General features: G+C 31.7%; 11 protein-coding genes and 1 tRNA gene. 6 read left to right on the top strand and 6 right to left on the bottom strand.

What is annotated here, in order from left to right; genetic code table 11:
* Positions 1–33: 33 nt before the first annotated feature.
* The 3 genes from FHR24_RS07000 to FHR24_RS06990 all read right to left on the bottom strand — a co-directional run bounded on the left by FHR24_RS07000 (position 34) and on the right by FHR24_RS06990 (position 8197).
* Positions 34–1884, bottom strand: a complete 1851-nt coding sequence (locus FHR24_RS07000) for a sulfatase-like hydrolase/transferase (protein ID WP_167185887.1) — start codon at positions 1882–1884, stop codon at positions 34–36.
* 1 nt (position 1885) lies between these two features.
* Positions 1886–3868, bottom strand: a complete 1983-nt coding sequence (locus tag FHR24_RS06995; RefSeq protein ID WP_167185884.1) for a hypothetical protein — start codon at positions 3866–3868, stop codon at positions 1886–1888.
* Positions 3869–4045: 177 nt separating this feature from the next.
* Positions 4046–8197, bottom strand: a complete 4152-nt coding sequence (locus FHR24_RS06990) for a hybrid sensor histidine kinase/response regulator transcription factor (RefSeq protein WP_167185880.1) — start codon at positions 8195–8197, stop codon at positions 4046–4048.
* A 278-nt stretch (positions 8198–8475) separates the two neighbouring features.
* Here FHR24_RS06990 and rplS point away from each other — a divergent pair, with 278 nt between their 5' ends.
* From rplS to FHR24_RS06975, 3 genes are all read left to right on the top strand, one after another.
* Positions 8476–8829 carry a 50S ribosomal protein L19 gene (gene rplS / locus FHR24_RS06985; protein ID WP_167185877.1) on the top strand — a complete coding sequence of 118 codons (354 nt, stop codon included), beginning with the start codon at positions 8476–8478 and terminating at the stop codon, positions 8827–8829.
* Between the two features lie 201 nt (positions 8830–9030).
* Positions 9031–11241 (top strand): NADP-dependent isocitrate dehydrogenase, encoded by a 2211-nt coding sequence (locus FHR24_RS06980; protein WP_167185874.1) that lies wholly within the window; start codon positions 9031–9033, stop codon positions 11239–11241.
* Positions 11242–11334: 93 nt separating this feature from the next.
* Positions 11335–11694 carry a hypothetical protein gene (locus tag FHR24_RS06975; protein ID WP_167185871.1) on the top strand — a complete coding sequence of 120 codons (360 nt, stop codon included), beginning with the start codon at positions 11335–11337 and terminating at the stop codon, positions 11692–11694.
* A gap of 42 nt (positions 11695–11736) precedes the next feature.
* Here the strand turns inward: FHR24_RS06975 and FHR24_RS06970 are convergent, their stop codons facing one another.
* Positions 11737–12882, bottom strand: coding sequence for an NAD(P)/FAD-dependent oxidoreductase (locus FHR24_RS06970; protein ID WP_167185868.1), 1146 nt, complete (start codon positions 12880–12882; stop codon positions 11737–11739).
* Between the two features lie 172 nt (positions 12883–13054).
* Here FHR24_RS06970 and ccsA point away from each other — a divergent pair, with 172 nt between their 5' ends.
* The gene (ccsA, locus tag FHR24_RS06965) at positions 13055–16261 is read left to right on the top strand and encodes a cytochrome c biogenesis protein CcsA (protein WP_167185864.1); all 3207 of its coding nucleotides are present in this window, start codon (positions 13055–13057) and stop codon (positions 16259–16261) included.
* A gap of 65 nt (positions 16262–16326) precedes the next feature.
* The gene (locus FHR24_RS06960) at positions 16327–16842 is read left to right on the top strand and encodes a DUF2892 domain-containing protein (RefSeq protein WP_167185861.1); all 516 of its coding nucleotides are present in this window, start codon (positions 16327–16329) and stop codon (positions 16840–16842) included.
* Positions 16843–16933: 91 nt separating this feature from the next.
* On the opposite strand, the gene bshA is transcribed toward FHR24_RS06960, so the two are convergent.
* A complete protein-coding gene (gene bshA / locus FHR24_RS06955) occupies positions 16934–18070 on the bottom strand; it encodes an N-acetyl-alpha-D-glucosaminyl L-malate synthase BshA (protein ID WP_167185859.1) in 1137 nt (378 codons plus the stop codon).
* 204 nt (positions 18071–18274) lie between these two features.
* On the opposite strand from bshA, the gene FHR24_RS06950 reads away from it, so the two are divergent.
* A tRNA-Phe gene (locus tag FHR24_RS06950) sits at positions 18275–18347 on the top strand.
* 48 nt (positions 18348–18395) lie between these two features.
* Here FHR24_RS06950 and FHR24_RS06945 read toward each other — a convergent pair.
* Positions 18396–18809, bottom strand: coding sequence for a nuclear transport factor 2 family protein (locus tag FHR24_RS06945; RefSeq protein WP_167185856.1), 414 nt, complete (start codon positions 18807–18809; stop codon positions 18396–18398).

Below are 18809 nucleotides of genomic sequence, written 5' to 3'. Positions count from 1 at the left end.
TCTCTTGATAATCCCTTTTCATTGGGACGTATATTATTTTGGTACTATAGCTGTTGGAATTTCAATCTTTTTATCATCTGCACCTCCTGCAAAATTACTGATGGCATAACTATTGGCTTGTGACCAATCACACTCTACACGACCATCTCCCAAAACAATATTTCCTAATTTATTACGGAACCAAGTCACTAATTCTTTATACTCTTGATTATCAGCAACATTATTTCGTTCTAGTGGATCTTTGCGTAAATCGTACAAAGCAGGACTAATCTCTTTCATATCACAAGTCAAAGCCCATTCTATATTTTTATTCATTTCTAAACCACTAGGTTCTTTTCTGGTAGGTCTTGTTTGCATAGAAAAAGCAAAATCTTTGGTTCTTAAATAAGCACGAGGTCCACATACCAAGTTCATTTCTCCCAATACATAATCTCTTTTTTTAGTCCCATTCATTACATCAGAAATAACAAAACCATCCAAATAATTATATTCTTTACTTGTTACATCTACACCACCAGCATCTAAGATAGTGGGGGCAAAATCTACAAACTCAATAGTATTTTTATTAATCTTTCCTGCAGGATATTTTGTTTTGTCCGAAGAAACTACAATGGCTGCATTGTGAATAGACTTGTCCCAAGGTCCAAACTTAGACTCTATTCCTTGTTCTCCTAAATGCCATCCATGATCTCCTACCGTAAAAACAATTAAGTATTCTTGCTCATTCTTTTTACAATAGTCTTTAAACGTTTTTACTGCATCTCCAATTAAATAATCTCCAAAAGCACAGAAAGCATAATAATCTTGAATAGCTTGTTGCTTATCCTTGGCTTTCATGGTATTGATTTTCATCCCCTTGTATATTTTTTTCAACTGAACAGGAAGTTTTTCCAATTCCTCATTACTAAAAGCAGGGATTTTGTATTTCTTGTTTTTAAATTGATCTCTAAACTTTTTTGGAGGCAATACAGGTGTATGTGGCAAGTGAAAACCAAGATTTACCATTAACGGTTTTTTAGAATTGGCTCCTTTTGCTTTTTTACCCCATAATGTTTTAAACCCTTGATCTTGGTTGTTTAAATAGCTTTTAAACTCGGTAAGAATATTGGCATCTACCGTTTTTTCTGCAGGTTGTGGGTTTACTCCTCCATAAATCAAGTCTTTCATTCCTTGGGTATACGCTCTTAAGATGTCAAACTCTTTGTCAATTCCTTTTTTAGTTGCAATTTCTTCTGGTTTTAAATCTGTTCCTTTTCTATAGATTACATAAGACTTCTTAGTTCCATCTTTAAAAACAATATTCTCTTTGCTTCCTGTTTTCTTTCTAAATCCTTTAATGTACTCAAAGTTACTTTTGGTATAAATATCCCCTAAACCATTGTCTTGCAAATCGTGTTTAAAATGTACTTTGTAATCGTACATTCCTGTATCATAATACCCTTGCTTTCCTTTCCATTTAAAAATATAAGAATCTTCTTTTCCAAATACTGCGGTTCCATAACCTTGTTTTCTTAAAACTTGAGGTATTGTTGGTTTTACAAAATCTGGCTCTTTATGTGTAACTTCAAACGCATAATGCCCGTTTCTAAAAGGATAACGACCTGAGGTCATAGAACCTCTAGAAGGACCACAAGCAGGTGAGTTGCTAAATGCATTTACAAACAATACTCCTTCGGATGCTAATTTGTCAATATTTGGAGAAGACACATACCCTAACGGACTGTCTGACTTTCCTATAGTTGCTTGGTTAAAACAGCTCAAAGCATCTGCTCTGTGGTCGTCTGTAATAATCCATAAAATATTTGGCTTTGTTTGGGCATGGAAACTAGACACACCCAAAACAAAACACAAAACTGAACTTACTATTAAAAAATACTTGTTCATTTTATTGTTGTTTTTTATTAAATACTCTCATTGTTACACTTGCTACCTGACCTCCATCTTCTTGAAACAACACTGCTACTTTGTTATTTTTCTTTAATATGTTGGCAGGAACCGGAATGTCTAATGTTCCGTAGAATCTATTACGGTCTGTTTGTGGCAATCCTTTGTAATTTTCTGGAACAGTTATTTTGGTTCCATTTACCCATATTATGGGGCTTAAGTTCTGACCGTGGTCACGTGCAATACTTACTCTTAAGGTAGCTCTACTGTTGCTATTTGCTACTACATCCTTTAAGTTGAACTTGTTCTTTTTCTCTCCTTTTATTGGCTGATAATATTCTTCTGCATAGTATTTTACTTCTTCAGAAATATGTGTCAATTCCAAAGGCTTCTCATAGGTATATTCTAAAATAACAGTTGCTTCTTTTCCTAATTCAATCTGTTTGTTCTCTGTGTAGTTTTCTTCATCAATCACTCCACCTTTACCCTCTACAGGTGCGTGGTAATGTTTCTTTTTAATACTGATTAATGGATTATTTTTATTCCCATTTAAAGCAATATTCAACGTGTTTTTTTCTGGAAGTAAGTTGTTGGCAATAACATATACTTTGTTTTTGTTTACATAAGCATCTGTTTGTAGGTCTACATTGTTTGCAGTAATATCTAAACGTTTTCCTTTTACATCTGCCCAAAGCATGTAAAACTTAGCCATATCACTATACACCCATTTATCTCCTTTTTCACCTTCTCCTTCAAACTGCTGACGGAACAATCTACTTCTATACGGATTTCCATCTTTTCCACGTCCCCATTCACATTTTAACATAATATATGGAATGGCCATAGCAACACTTTGCGGATGATCCATAAAAGACATCATCATAGAATTGGCACTTTTAATATACAACCAATCTCTGTAAGGAGTCCAAGGGTCAAACTTTACTTGGTGTGTTTGTGCAGCGTATTCTGTAATAATGATGGGTTTTAAGTTTCCATATTTCATCATACTATATTGCTCTAACATGTCTAAAGTTGCCTCCATGTTACTTCCTTTTCTCCATCTTTTGTGAATTTTCCCACCTCCTAAAGTTTTACAGGGAAAATCGTACAAGTGAATAGACCAAAAATCCATATCATCTCCAGCCAGATCAATAAAGTTTTTCCAACGGTATTCCCAACGCTTAAAATCATACATTTCAAAATAGGGAAAAGCACATGTCAAACCTCCAACCAATACATCTGGATTTTCTGCTTTTACTTTGGTTGCAATGGTTTTATGGAATTTCGCCAATTTTTCTATGGCTGCTCTTTCTTTTTTCTCGTCTCCTCTGTCTTTAATCGGAATTAAATCCCACAAAGGTTCATTGATGACCTCTAAGTATTTTGGACGAGGTTCTCCTTCTCCACCAAAGTAGTTTTTCATATAAGTAGAAACAAATTCGGCAGAGGCAGAACCAAAAGGATTCTTTTTGGTGTCTTCATCAGAAATAGACCAACCTAATTTATTTTTATAATGATCGGTAGGCCAAATGGGGTGAAACTGATTCACCACCAACATATTTTTAGTTCTATACTCTAAGTGCTCAAAATTCTTCTTTTTTTGAGCATAACTTTTACGAGCATTTTCTCCCTGTTTTTTTAATTTTTCTACATCTATATATCCTGGACGGTTTGGATCTTCTGCAGCTCTTTTTAATGCTCCCGTTAATCCACCAGACTCACGTCCTAAATAGACATCGTATTTTTCTAAGAACTCTGTTCTTACATCATTAATTAAATTATCTCCTTCCCAATCACTACCACTTAAATCTGCATGAATGGTAATATATTTTTCTCTATCAAATTCATCAATACCATTTACAATATGTTTGGTATTTAGTTCTACATTGATGTTTATTTCTTTAGCAGTACTTGTTTTTTGAGCAAAGCAAGAACTTGCCAAGGCTCCCAAAACGAATAGAAATGAAAATAAATTTTTAGCCATGATATATTGTGTTTTAAGTAGCACCTAAAAATTAGACTCACCTAAATTACCACACAACAGCTGTAGTTTTAATGACAAAATCGGTCAACATTTGAAATATTCAAACATTGACCGATTTTGTAGTCTATAAACAACTAGACTTTACCTAACAATTCAACAGGTATAAACAACGACTATCTAATTTTTCAAATCTGGATGTTGTTCTTTTCTATATTCTCCCGGTGTTTTTCCAAATTCTTTGGCAAACAGTTTAGAAAAATTGGCATAGTTAGAAAAACCAGCATCATGCATGGCACTGTACACTGTGTAGCTTTCTTGTTGCAATAGCTCACCTGCAAACTGAATTTTATAATTCCTGATTAAAGAGCTAGGGCTTTCTCCTGTTAAGGCCTTTACTTTTCGTCTTAAAGTAGATTCTGACACAGCACAAACCTTGGCTAAAACTTCTACCGAAAAAGTAGGTTCTTGCATTTTTTCCTGAATGGTTTCTTTTATTTTCTGCATCAACTCGTTGTCATAATCACTGACTTCTAAAGTATTTTTAACCGTTTTTTTGGAACATTTAATAGTTGCTTGAGATTTTTTAGTAGACACTTTTTCTGTTTGAAATTGTCTATAAAAATCTCTTAGCTTTTGTTTAGAATCTAAAATAGCTTTTACCTGAGCCTTTAACAATTCAAAATTAAACGGTTTTTCTATATAAGCATCCGCTCCTTTATCAAACCCTTCTAACTTGTGTTCATCAGCTGTTTTGGCGGTCAATAAAATTATAGGAATGTGACTTGTTTCTGTATTTGTTTTTAATTCCTGACACAATTGATATCCATTTTTTTCAGGCATCATTACATCACTAATCACCAAATCTATTTCTATTTCATCATCTGGATGGGTACATTTTTCTACACCTATTTCTCCGTTTTCTGCTTCAATAATATTGTACAAGTCACTCAAACCTTTACACAATACCTCTCGTAAATCTAGGTTGTCTTCTACTACTAAAAGAGTTTTTTTATCAGGATCAAACACTGTTGGACTGACTGGTTTTGTTGTAGCAACCTCATTCTGAACAAGCGTTAAGAGTTCCTTGTTTTCTATGTTCTGAGTAGTTGTAGGAATGCTCACTGTAAACGTAGTTCCCACATTTTCTTTACTTATAAAAGATATGGTTCCTCCGTGCATTTCTACAAAATCTTTGGTTAAAGAGAGTCCTATACCAGAGCTTCCCATGTTTTCTGATTTTACTTTTTCACCTTGGTAAAAACGTTCAAAAATAGAAGCTCTGTGTTTTTCAGGAATTCCTTTCCCTGTGTCTGTAACTACAATTTCAAATATATTTTCTTTTATTAGCACTTCTATTTTAACACTTCCTTTGGCATTGGTGTGTTTAAATGCGTTAGAAAGTAAGTTGTAAATTACTTTTTCAATTTTATCTTGATCTATTTCTGTAACCAAAGAAGCGTTTGTTGCTTTGTACTCAAACAAGACCTGTTTCTTGTTTGCCACGGCTAAAAAAGATTGTGCCGTGTCTTCTACAAAAGAAACAATAGCTGTTTCTTCTTTTTCTAGTTTCATTTTTTTCTGATCAAAACGACGAACATCAATCAATTGATTGACCAATCTTAATAATATAGAGATATTTCGATTGGTAATTTTAACATATTCTTTGTCTTTTTTATCTTCTTTAGACCTTTCAGAAAGACTTTCAATACTCGCTTTAATTAAAGATAAAGGAGTTCTAAACTCGTGTGATATATTGGTAAAGAATCGCATTTTCATTTGTGAAAGCTCTTCTATTTTTGTTTTTTCAAAACGCTCCATTTCTAATGCTTGTTTCATTTTTAAACGTTTAGAATAATAGATCCATATTATCAAAACAAATAAAAAAACTCCTATTAAATAAAGAACATAGGCTATTAACGTTCTCCTGAATGGAGGCTTTACAGTTACTATTATTTTTGCTGGGCTAGTATCCCATACTCCATCTTTGTTAGCCGATTTTACTAAAAAAGTATACTTCCCTTCTCTTAAATTAGTGTAGGTAATTTTACGTTCTTTAGCACTACTAGTTCTCCATATTTTATCAAACCCCTCTAATTTATAAGCAAATTTATTCCCGTTGGGATTGGCAAAATGCAAAGCTGCAAATTCAAACGCTAGTACATTTGCTTTGTACGGAACTTCTATTTGTTTTGTCTTAATTATATTACTAGATAAAATTTGTTGTCCAAACAACTCTTCTCCAACCTGCATTTTTTTATCAAAAACATAAAAACCTGTAATTACGGTTTCTGGGCTTGTTGTATTATTTACTATTTCTTCTGGCGTAAACACATACATTCCATTGGTAGTCCCAAATACCATTTCACCATTTTTTCGATAAACACAACAACGTTCTACAAAATTTTTACCAAAGACTCCATCTCCTTTTCCGTATACTTTATATTTTTCTGTGATAGGATCTAGTTTTATCAAACCTATATTGGAAGCAATCCATAAATAATTTTCTTTATCTTCTATAATTGCGTATAAAAAATCATCTGCAAAACCATTTTGAGTTGTAAAATGTTTTTTATAAATAATAGTACCTAAAGCATCTACCTTTAATTTAATCAATCCTTTTCCTTTGGTAACAAACCACAAATAACCTCTTGAATCTTCATGCATCATTTGCAATCTATCAGCAATATTTAGGGCTTTTACATCATAAATATTATTTGTATTTATGATTCTAAAAACGGAAGACTCGTGTACTACCCAAATAATTCCGTTTGCATCTTTATGAATATAATGACACTGTCCTGCCTCCTTATAAAGCTCAACATATTTAGGAATCTCCTTAAAAAACTCACTTTTAATTATGTTTCCTTTAGCATCTAAAGTGTGTTTTTCAAGCCCTAATTCGGCTCTACAAATCCAAAGTGTTTCATCCTCTATCAAAAAATCTTCTATTCTAGATTTTCTATGTAAACTTTTTGTTTCTAAATTTTTAATTAAGGGGTTTTTAAAATTTAATTCTCTATAATTTTTTAAGTACTTATAATTACTAGTTCCCAACAACATTACAGATTTTTGATGTTGATTAAATTCTGCAAAAGAAGCAACAGTACCATATCCTAAAGATTTGCTAGAGGTAATGTCTTCATTTTTTAAATATTTAAAATTGTCATAAGAATTTCCTGCTGGTAACACATTTACATCGCTTTGCCAAACAGACACCCATAGATTGCAATATTTATCTTCATAAAGAGAAGATATATAACTATCACTTAGGCCTCCTTTTTTACCATTGTATTTTATATGTTTAAATTTATTGGGTTTTAAATTAAAATAACACACACCTCCACCATCTGTAGACAACCAAGCATTGTTGGCTTTATCTACAAAAACATGCCTAATATTATTACTACTTAAAGCCTGCTTAACTCCAGGTTGTTTTTGAAAATTATGAACGAGACTAATTTGTTTTTTTTCAGAATTATGTGTTAAATAAAACAATCCGTCTCTTCTTGAAATTCCTAAAATAGTTTTTGTATCTAAAAAAACGCTTTTAAAGTTATGACGAATGTCTCTGTTTTTAGTAAAATTATTTTGATAGGGTGTTATCTCTAAAGTCTTTGGATTTAAAGAATAGTAAAAACCTGCAGTATCTGTAATTATATAGTTTTTATCAGATAGTTCATAAAAACTTGCATAACCTATAGACCAATTTTTAACCATTTCTATACTTTGGGTCTTATTTCTTACCACTGCAATAAAACCAGAAGAAAACAACCAAACATCTCCTTGACTATCTGTATGAATCATATTAGCTTTTCTCATAGAAAAACCAAATTGTTTTCCATTTACAAAGTCTACTTTTTGAATGCTATCTTTGTTATAAATTAATTTGTAAAAACCAACATTGTTTTTTGCTGTCCATACATTTTTATCATCATCATAAGTTAAAAATTTTGTTCCGTTTAATTCCTTTAAATGATTTGATAAATACTGAAAGGTATCCTTTTGTTTATCATAACTAAAAATTCCTTTAGTTGATGTAAATAGCAAATAGCGATTATCTAATTCTATAGGCTCACTAATAACCATATCTCTTAAAAATCCTTTTTGAGAATTACTTACCTCATAATTTTTAATTTCATATCCATCATAACGAGACAAACCTGCTTTGGTAGAAATCCAAATAAAACCATCGTTGTCTTGATACACCCAGCGAACAATGTTAGATCCCAAACCATTTTCTGTAGTTAAATGATGGAATGTAGGCTGAAAAGCATAAGTATTAAAGCCGAAATAAAATAAGAAAAACAGAAAATGATACAATAATCGCATATAAATTGGATACAACTAAACAAAATAATTTAAGACTAAAACTTACTATTAACAACTACAACAAACAATATTATACAATATAAATAGACAAAACAATAAAGTACTCTCTTTAAAAAAAGTAGCAAACCTCTATTACTGTAAAATAAGTCAAAATTGATTTATTTTACATTCACCAAACACTAATATTTAAATTATTATTCTTATTTTTGCAATCCTGAATTAACCTCTGACGATATCCGTGAATGTTATTTTAGACAACAACCATTAAATTATATAAAATGGAATCTTTAGTAAAATTTGTACAAGACGAGTTTGTAGCAAAAAAAGAAATGCCAGCTTTTAAATCAGGAGATACAATTACTGTATACTACGAAATTAAAGAAGGGGCTAAAACAAGAACTCAGTTCTTTAAAGGGGTAGTAATCCAAAGAAGAGGAACTGGAGCATCAGAAACATTTACAATTCGTAAAATGTCTGGAACTATTGGTGTAGAGCGTATCTTCCCAATCAACTTACCAGCTATTCAAAAAATCGAATTGAACAAACAAGGTAAAGTTCGTAGAGCTAGAATTTACTACTTTAAAGAACTTACTGGTAAAAAAGCAAGAATTAAAGAAGTTAGACGTAAATAATCTCTTTTATTCCACAACTTTAAAAGCTCAATACAACTGTATTGAGCTTTTTTTATAAATTTAAAATAGCACAGTTTTTTATAAAATCGTTATGATTTTAACAGGTAGTCAAAAAAGCTAAATATATTAGTACATTTGCAAAACTTATAAGCCTTGTGTTTATAGTATTCAACAATAAAAATTAAATATTAAAGAATTAAAATGGCAACAGAAAATTCAAAAATCATCTATACACTTACGGACGAAGCACCCGCTTTAGCAACGTATTCATTATTACCAATTATCAAAGCTTTTACAAGCAAAGCAGGTATTGAAGTTGAAACAAGAGACATCTCTTTAGCAGGAAGAATATTAGCTAACTTTCCTGAATTTTTAACAGATGATCAAAAAATTTCTGATGCTTTGGCTGAATTAGGAGAATTAGCTAAAACTCCAGAAGCTAATATTATCAAATTACCTAACGTTTCTGCTTCTATTCCTCAGTTACAAGCAGCGATAAAAGAATTACAAGAAAAAGGTTTTAACATTCCTAATTACCCTTCAAATCCAGCAACAGAAGAAGAAAAAGCGATTAAAGCTCAATATTCTAAAGTATTAGGATCTGCAGTAAACCCTGTGTTACGTGAAGGAAACTCTGACCGTAGAGCTCCAAAAGCTGTTAAAAACTACGCTAAGAAAAACCCACACCGTATGGGTAAATGGGAAAAAGACTCAAAAACTCACGTAGCATCTATGGATGCTAATGATTTTTATGGTTCTGAAAAATCTATTACTGTAAAAAACGCTACTGAATTTAAAATTACATTTAATGGTACTGACTTAAAAGGATTTGCTCCTTTAAAGGCTGGTGAAGTTATTGATAGTTCTGTAATGAGCATCAGTTCTTTAAAAGAATACGCTTCTAAAGAAATTGCAGATGCAAAAGCAAACGGTGTATTGTTATCATTACACATGAAAGCAACTATGATGAAGGTTTCTGACCCCATTATTTTTGGTGCTATTGTAGAAGTTTTTTACAAAGACGTTTTTGAAAAATATGCTACTTTATTTGCGGAATTAGGTGTTACTGCAACAAACGGTTTAGGTGATGTTTATGCTAAAATTGCAGGACATGCTAAAGAAGCAGAAGTTAAAGCTGCTATTGATGCTGTTTATACTGATGCTCCTGCTGTAGCTATGGTAAATTCTGACAAAGGAATTACCAACTTACACGTACCCTCTGATGTAATTGTAGATGCTTCTATGCCAGCAATGATTCGTACTTCTGGTCAAATGTGGAACAAGGAAGGAAACCAACAAGATACCAAAGCATTAATTCCAGATAGATGTTATGCTGGAGTTTTTCAAGCAACTATAGATTTCTGTAAAGAAAATGGTGCTTTTGATCCAACTACTATGGGAACTACTCCTAATGTAGGATTGATGGCTCAAAAGGCTGAAGAATACGGATCTCACGATAAAACTTTCCAATTAGACAAAGCAGGAACTGTAGAAGTTGTTGATACAAATGGAAACGTATTATTATCTCAAGATGTTCAAGCTGGAGACATTTTTAGAATGTGTCAAGTAAAAGATGCACCTATTCAAGACTGGGTTAAATTAGCTGTAAATAGAGCTACCGCAACAGGTTCTCCTGCTGTATTCTGGTTAGATGAAAACAGAGCTCATGATGCTGAAATTATTAAAAAAGTAAATACTTACTTAAAAGATCATAATACAGACGGATTAGAAATTTTAATCAAATCTCCTATTGAAGCTACTTTGTATACTTTAGACAGAGTAAAAGCTGGATTAGAAACTATTTCTGTAACAGGAAACGTATTACGTGATTACTTAACAGATTTATTCCCTATTTTAGAATTAGGTACTTCTGCTAAAATGTTATCTATTGTTCCTTTAATGAATGGTGGAGGATTGTTTGAAACTGGTGCTGGTGGTTCTGCTCCAAAACACGTTCAACAATTAGTAGAAGAAAACTACTTACGTTGGGATTCTTTAGGTGAATTTTTAGCATTGGCTGTTTCTTTAGAACATTTAAGCGAAAGATATAACAACACACAAGCTCAAATTTTAGCGGATGCTTTAGATGCAGCAACAGGTAAATTTTTAGATACAGACAAATCTCCAACTCGTAAGATTGGTGGTATTGACAACAGGGGTTCTCACTTTTACTTAGGTATGTACTGGGCACAAGAATTAGCTGCACAAGATAAAGATGCTGAATTAAAAGCTATATTTACTCCTGTAGCAGAAGCTTTAACTGCTAACGAATCTAAAATTGTTAAAGAATTAATTGCTGTACAAGGTAAACCTGCTAACATTGGTGGTTACTATAGTATGAATAAACAATTAACGTCTGCTGTTATGAGAGCAAGTGCTACTTTAAACACAATTATTGACGGAATTGCTTAATTGCAATAACACATAAAAACCAAAGCCTCGCTAAAAGTAGCGAGGCTTTTTGGTTTTAAAATAATATCTTTATCCAAAAATAAAATCAATCATATGAAAATTGGAGCTTTAATCACTATTATCGTAAGTGAATTGTTAATTTTAATGTTAACCTCATTAAATATAAACTCTAACAGTATTAGTTTTGTAAGTACCTTAGTTGTTGTTGTAATAGTAGCCTTTTCTTTTTCGGCATTGCTACAAAATATTAAAAGCCTTACAAGTGGTAAAAAATATGGAATTAGTGGTGTTATTGGAGTTATAGCCGGTATTCTTTATTTCTGGCTAACGAGCAAACACTTTGAAACCATTGTAGCTTGGTTACATAAATATGGTGTTTCTATTCTACTAGTCGTTATTCTAATATGTGTTATCTATTTGTTTCAAGGTAAAAAAACAAAACAAACCGTATAAAACATAAAAAACGCTTAGCAAATGCTAAGCGTTTTTTATGTTTTAAATTGAAATAATTTTCTCTTTCAATTTTTCTTTTAGTTTTCCCATAATATCTTTGGGATACAATTTTTCACCCATAAAAATATCAGTCATCACTTCACTAAATCGCTGTCCGTATTTTTTCATAATAGCTTTTCTGACTAGCTTACTACCATAAAACAATTTAGCCAACTTCATAGAAGTTAATAACTCTGGCATTATTGTGCTTTCAATAATATCTGTGTAAGTTTTTGCAGCTTTCTCTTTATCATCACCAGCCTCTGCAATTGCCTTAGCGACTAATTTACCACTATATATTGCATTAGAAATTCCTTCGGCTGTTAACGGATCTGCAAAACCTGCAGCATCACCAATTAAAAAGACGTTATTTTTAACATAACCATCTGTTCTTGGGGTTACGGGAATTTGATACCCATGTTTTTCTATACTGATTATCTCTTCTATTCCTAAAAACTTAATATACTCTGCACAGTATTCTTTAATTTTTTTATCATCTTTAATAATAACCCCTACTCCTATTGATAGATGATTTTTTTTAGGAAAACACCATCCATAACCTGCAGGAATTGCATCAATATCAAAACGAATTTCTTTAGACAGTCTTTTAAAATCGGCATCATTTACTTCAACCTCATATTCCAATGCAGGAATTAAAGTTCTAGTATCATTGGTCCAACCTGCCATTTTAGCCATTTGGCTGTACACACCATCTGCAGCAATTACATAAGTGGCCGAAATAGCTCCTTTGGTAGTTTCTAATTCAACAACATCTTTCTTATTTACAACTTTAGTTACTTTACAATCTTCTATCAATTCTACACCTAGCTCTTGACTTTTCTTTACCATTAAATTATCAAAAGCATCTCTCATTACTAAAGAGATTATTGGGTTTTCACGTTCTGTTACAAAATGAAATTTATCTCCCATATAGATATCTACTTTATTGAACTCTATATCTACAACTTCAGAAATATCAAAAGGCATATTTTTTCTACCTCTATACACAAAACCTCCACCACAAACTTTATATCTGGGTAACGTCTCTTTTTCTAAAATTACCGTTTTAAGTCCTGCTTTGGCTAAGTGAAATGCTGCAGAAGCACCAGAAGGTCCACTCCCTACAACAGCTACATCAAATGTGCTCATGTATTATTTTTTATCGCTAATATAATTCATTCTATCAAAAAACACAGTACTAAAAACTGAATACCGTTCTAAATAAAAAAATGTATTCAATATTAAGTTTATTGGCTCTATTATTGCTGAGTATTTCGTTCAATATTACGTAATTTAGCAACTTTAAAAATTTACGCATCCGATGAAAAAAATCTGGAATCTTATTTACAGTACTCGCTTAATGGCAGTGCTATTTATTGCCTTTGGAACAGCAATGGCCATAGCTACATTTATAGAAAATGATTATGGTACAGAAACCTCTAAGGCATTAGTCTATAATACTTGGTGGTTTGAGGCTATTATGGCTTTATTTGTGGTTAATTTTTTAGGAAATATTTTTAAATATAGGCTATACAAAAGAGCCAAATGGGCTGTATTATTATTTCATCTTTCTTTTTTATTAATTATTATTGGTGCTGCTGTTACCAGATACATTAGTTATGAGGGAGTGATGCCTATTTTGGAAGGAGAAAAATCAAATGTATTCTTTTCTGAAAAAACGTACTTAAATTTAAACTTTCATAACTTTAAAGAAGAAAAAAACGTACACGCACCTATACTTTTATCTGCCAAAGGAAAAGCTTCTTATCACTTTTCTACAGATTTTAGAGGTCAAGAAATAGATATAGAATTAACTGATTATATTCCAAATGCAAAAACGGAATTTACAAAATCAGAAATAGGTGATCAATACATTCACTTTGTAGAATCTAGTTCTGGTAGTAGACACGATCATTATATTAAAAAAGGAGAAATAGAAAATATTCATGGAGTATTAGTAGGTTACGAAAACGGAAAAGAAACCTCTGTTAATTTTACAGAAGTTGATGGAGAGCTTTACTTAGAATCTAAACACAACGGTACATTTATGAGAATGGCCGATAGATTTAATGGAGAAATTGTAAAAGGTGAAACTCAAAAATTTAATTATTTAAGTTTACATCAAATTGCGGGATTGAGTTTTGTGGTTCCCGAAAAACCAATTACCGGAGAAATGAAAGTAATTTCTGCCAAAGACAAAAAATCTTTTCCCGAAGCAATGCTAACTTTAAAAGTTACCTCTAAAGATAAAATGACCTTGGTGCAAGTAAAAGGTGGTCAATACACCTCTAACAAGCCCGTTCCTTTTACCTTGGCCGATTTGAATTTTAATGTTTCTTACGGATCTAGAATGTTAGAACTTCCTTTTTACATCAAACTAAACGATTTTCAATTAGAAAAATACCCTGGTTCAGAATCTGCTGCTTCTTATGCTAGTGAAATTACTTTAATTGACGAAAAAGACAATAATACGTTTGATTTTAGAATTTTTATGAATCATATTTTAAATTATAAAGGATATAAATTTTTTCAATCTAGTTACGATTTATCAGGACCTAAAGAAGAAACTAGATTATCTGTAAACCACGATGCTGCCGGAACCATTATTACCTACATTGGTTATTTTTCTTTGTATGCAGGATTGTTATTAACCTTATTTATGAAAGAAACTCGTTTTGGACAATTAAGCAAGCGTTTAAACAAACTTAAAAACAAAACCACTGTAATTGCTTTGCTATTTGGATTAATGACTTCTTTTGGTTTTGCACAAGAGCACAATCACGATGAACACGATCATGAGGGTCATAACCACGAGGCACACAACCATGCAGAGCATAGTGAAGAAACAACTTCAACGGCACAAAAAGTAATGACTCCTGAAGAGGTAAAAGCAGCTATTCTTAAATATGCTGTAAAACCAGAACACGCTTTAGAGTTTAGTAAATTGGTAATTCAAGATGCTGGTGGTAGAATGAAACCTATCAATACTTTTGCGAGTGAATTGTTAAGAAAAGTAAGCAAAAAAGATACCTATAATGATTTAGATGCCAATCAGGTATTTTTATCTATGGTAGAAAACCCTAGAATGTGGTATGAAGCTCCTATTATTTATTTAGAAAAAAAAGACACTAAAATTAGAACCATTTTAGGAGTAAATCAAGATACTAAATATGCTGCATTATCTAATTTTATAGATCCTTCAGGAAACTATAAGTTAACTTCTTATGTAGCTGATGCAGAAAAAAATCAAAAGAAAAGTGCTTTTGAAAAAGATGTAATTAATATAGACAAAAGAGTAGGTTTACTATACACTGCTATTAGCGGAAGTATTATGCGTATTTTCCCTAAAATGAACGACAACAACAACAAGTGGGTTTCTCAATTAGAATTAAGTACCGCTGGATTTACAGGAATTGATTCTGTTTTTGTAAAACAAATTATTCCTGCTTACAGACAAACTTTGTGGCAAGCAAAAAACTCTGGTAATTATGCAGAAGCTAATGAAATTTTAGGAGGAATTAAAAACTTTCAAAAAAAATACGGTGCAGAAGTATATCCTAGTGAAAAGAAAATTGACTTTGAAATTACGTATAATAAATACGACATTTTTAAGAAGCTTTTTTCTTACTATATGTACATCAGTGCTTTGTTATTTCTATTTATTATTGTTCAAATATTTAAAGATGGAAAAGGAATTAAATTAGTAATTAAAGGTTCAATTGGAATTGTTATTTTCTTATTTGCATTGCAAACAGCTGGTTTAGGAGTTAGGTGGTTTATTAGTGGACATGCTCCTTGGTCTGATGCCTATGAATCTATTATATATGTTGCTTGGGCAACTATGTTATTTGGATTAATTTTTGGTAGAAAATCATCGTTAACCATTGCAGCCACAGCCTTTGTTGCTTCTATGATATTAATGATTGCACACTGGAACTGGATGGATCCACAAATTGCTAATTTACAACCTGTATTAAACTCATATTGGTTAATGATTCACGTAGCCATTATTGTAGCTAGTTATGGACCGTTTACCTTAAGTATGATTTTAGGATTGGTTGCTTTAATTTTAATGATTTTAACAACTGATAAAAACAAAAAATCTCTAAAACACAAAATAGACGAGTTAACAATAATCAACGAAATGAGTATGACTGTTGGTGTTATTATGTTAACCATTGGTAACTTTTTAGGTGGTATGTGGGCTAACGAAAGTTGGGGTCGCTACTGGGGATGGGATCCTAAAGAAACTTGGGCTCTAATTAGTATTATGGTATATGCATTTGTACTACATATGCGTTTGGTTCCTGGTTTAAGAAGTAAATTTACATTTAACATTGTTTCTATTTATGCTTTTGCTAGCATTATGATGACGTATTTTGGAGTGAATTTTTACTTATCAGGATTGCACTCTTACGCTAGTGGAGACCAAGTAGTAACACCTAACTTTGTATATTATTCTGTAGGAATTGTAGCTGTTATTGGAGTATTAGCATATCTAAAATTTAAAAAATATTACAAAAAATAAATAGGATTATTAAATCTGCTATTAAAAATGTAAATTCGCAAATCTTATAATCACAAACAACTAACATGTTTCACAAGTATTTAAAATTAGTTATAGCAGCATTAGTAACAGTATTAGCTGTTTTACAATTTATTGATGAAAATATCGGGAACGGTATTTTGTTACTATTATTAGCAGGAATCTTTGTCTTTTTATATTTTAAAAATGAAATTTTATTATTGGCATTTTTACAAATGAGAAAACAAAATTTAGAAGGAACAGAAAAATGGTTAAATAAAATAAAAAAACCAGAAATGGCTTTAATCACTTCTCAACAAGCCTATTTTTATTACCTACAAGGATTAATGGTTGTACAAAGAAATATGACTCAAGGAGAAAAGTTATTAAAAAAAGCTTTAGGTTTAGGTTTACGTATGGGACATGATGTTGCCATGGCTAAATTAAACTTAGCCGGTATTGCTATGAGTAAGCGTAGAAAAAGAGAAGCAACAACGCTTTTAAACGAGGCTAAAAAATTAGACAAACACGGTATGTTAGCAGATCAAATTAAATTGATGAAAGATCAGATGAAAAAGATCTAATTATACAATCTATATCACTCACAAAAAAGGTCTTCATAATATTTTATGAAGACCTTTTTTATTTTATATATCAAGTACTCATATCTTTATTCTAAGCTGGTACTACCAAACTTTTATAAATAGCTTCGTATTGTGGCAATACTTGATCTATACTAAAGGTCTTAGCTCTTTCAAACGCATTCTGTTTATAGCCTTCTAAAATATCTCTTGTTTCAATTAACTTTAGAGTATTTTTAGCCATATCATTTACATCTTTTACATCGCTTAAAAAACCTGTAACTCCATGTATATTAACTTCGGGTAATCCTCCTGTGTTTGTAGATATAACAGGAGTTCTAGCAGCCATTGCTTCTAATGCAGCCAATCCAAAACTTTCAGACTTAGAGGGTAAGATAAACACATCCGAATAACATAATATTTTGTTTACTTCTAAACTATTTCCTAAAAATAAAATTTTATCATAAACTCCTAATTCTCTCGCTAATTGTTTTACCTCTACCATATCTGGCCCCTGACCTACCAACATCAATTTTGCAGGCTTTTTTTCTAAAACTTTAGCAAATATTTTTATTACATCTTTAGCTCTCTTAACAGGTCTATAATTACTTATATGAGTCAAAATAAATTCATCTTCAGTAGCTATGCTTCCTCTTTCGCAATCTTCACCTCCCATAGGGTGTTTTGCATATTTATCAATTTCAATAAAATTATAAACAACTTCAATCTCTCTATTTATGTCAAACAAACGATAGGTATCATCTCTTAAACTTTTAGAAACTGTAGTCACCACATCCGAATGATTGATGCTAAACTCAACTGCTGTTTTATAATTGGGGTGACTTCCTACCAAAGTAATATCAGTACCATGTAGTGTAGTAACCACTCTAATATCTATCCCTTTTTCTCGCAACATTTGTTTGGCCATATAGGCAGCATACGCGTGCGGAATTGCATAATGTACATGCAATAATTCTAAATTGTATTTTTCTGCTACTTGTACCATTTTACTAGACAACGCAAGTTCATACGGTTGATAATGAAACAAAGAATATTCTTCTATTTGCACCTGATGAAAATGAATTCCACTAGAAATTAAATCTAACCTAACAGGTAAATTATAGGTAATAAAGTGTACTTCATAACCTTTATTAGCCAAAGCCATTCCTATTTCTGTAGCTACCACACCACTTCCTCCAAAAGTAGGATAACAAACAACTCCTATACGCATATTAAAATAGTTTCTATATATGTACGCAAAAGTACCGTTAACTTACGGGTTTGACAAAAATAAAGTACTATCAAAAAAAATGATTAGCTAAAAACCTCATTATGAAATAGATATTATAATCCTTAAAAAAAACTATTATTTTTCCTTTAAATTCCTTTATTTATCTATAAAAAAGTTTATTTTTGCAACCGCTAAGTTAAGCATGGTGCCTTAGCTCAGTTGGTAGAGCAAAGGACTGAAAATCCTTGTGTCCCTGGTTCGATTCCTGGAGGCACCACAACAAAAACCACAACTTAATTGTTGTGGTTTTTTTGTTTTTATTAAGTTAAACTAGTCTCCTATCTTTCTCTTGTATTTCCAAATCATTAATACTCGCAAAACGCTTTTGCATGAAACCGTTTTCATCAAATTCCCAATTTTCGTTTCCATAAGCACGAAACCATTGCCCTGATGCATTTCTGTATTCGTATTCAAAACGAACAGCAATTCGGTTTTCTCTAAAAGCCCATAATTCTTTCTTTAACTTATAATCCAATTCATTTTTCCATTTATCTTGCAAAAAAGCTTCTATTTCTTCTCTTCCGTTTACAAATTGATCTCTGTTTCTCCATTCGCTATCTATTGTGTAAGCCATGGCTACTTTTTGTGGATTTTTAGAGTTCCAGGCATTTTCTGCCATTTGTATTTTTTGTTGGGCTGTTTCCGCTGTAAAAGGCGGTAAAGGGTGTTTTTGTTCCAT

The organism is Wenyingzhuangia heitensis (genome assembly GCF_011762155.1).
Classification (GTDB): Bacteria; Bacteroidota; Bacteroidia; order Flavobacteriales; family Flavobacteriaceae; genus Wenyingzhuangia; species Wenyingzhuangia heitensis.
This window is presented reverse-complemented; position numbering and strand designations above follow the sequence as displayed.

Coding starts and splice junctions, on each gene's coding strand:
- FHR24_RS06960 (WP_167185861.1), top strand. CDS start 16,327: ATGTTTCACAAGTATTTAAAATTAGTTATAGCAGCATTAGTAACAGTA.
- FHR24_RS06980 (WP_167185874.1), top strand. CDS start 9,031: ATGGCAACAGAAAATTCAAAAATCATCTATACACTTACGGACGAAGCA.
- FHR24_RS06975 (WP_167185871.1), top strand. CDS start 11,335: ATGAAAATTGGAGCTTTAATCACTATTATCGTAAGTGAATTGTTAATT.
- rplS (WP_167185877.1), top strand. CDS start 8,476: ATGGAATCTTTAGTAAAATTTGTACAAGACGAGTTTGTAGCAAAAAAA.
- ccsA (WP_167185864.1), top strand. CDS start 13,055: ATGAAAAAAATCTGGAATCTTATTTACAGTACTCGCTTAATGGCAGTG.
- FHR24_RS06990 (WP_167185880.1), bottom strand. CDS start 8,197: ATGCGATTATTGTATCATTTTCTGTTTTTCTTATTTTATTTCGGCTTT.
- FHR24_RS07000 (WP_167185887.1), bottom strand. CDS start 1,884: ATGAACAAGTATTTTTTAATAGTAAGTTCAGTTTTGTGTTTTGTTTTG.
- bshA (WP_167185859.1), bottom strand. CDS start 18,070: ATGCGTATAGGAGTTGTTTGTTATCCTACTTTTGGAGGAAGTGGTGTG.
- FHR24_RS06945 (WP_167185856.1), bottom strand. CDS start 18,809: ATGGAACAAAAACACCCTTTACCGCCTTTTACAGCGGAAACAGCCCAA.
- FHR24_RS06995 (WP_167185884.1), bottom strand. CDS start 3,868: ATGGCTAAAAATTTATTTTCATTTCTATTCGTTTTGGGAGCCTTGGCA.
- FHR24_RS06970 (WP_167185868.1), bottom strand. CDS start 12,882: ATGAGCACATTTGATGTAGCTGTTGTAGGGAGTGGACCTTCTGGTGCT.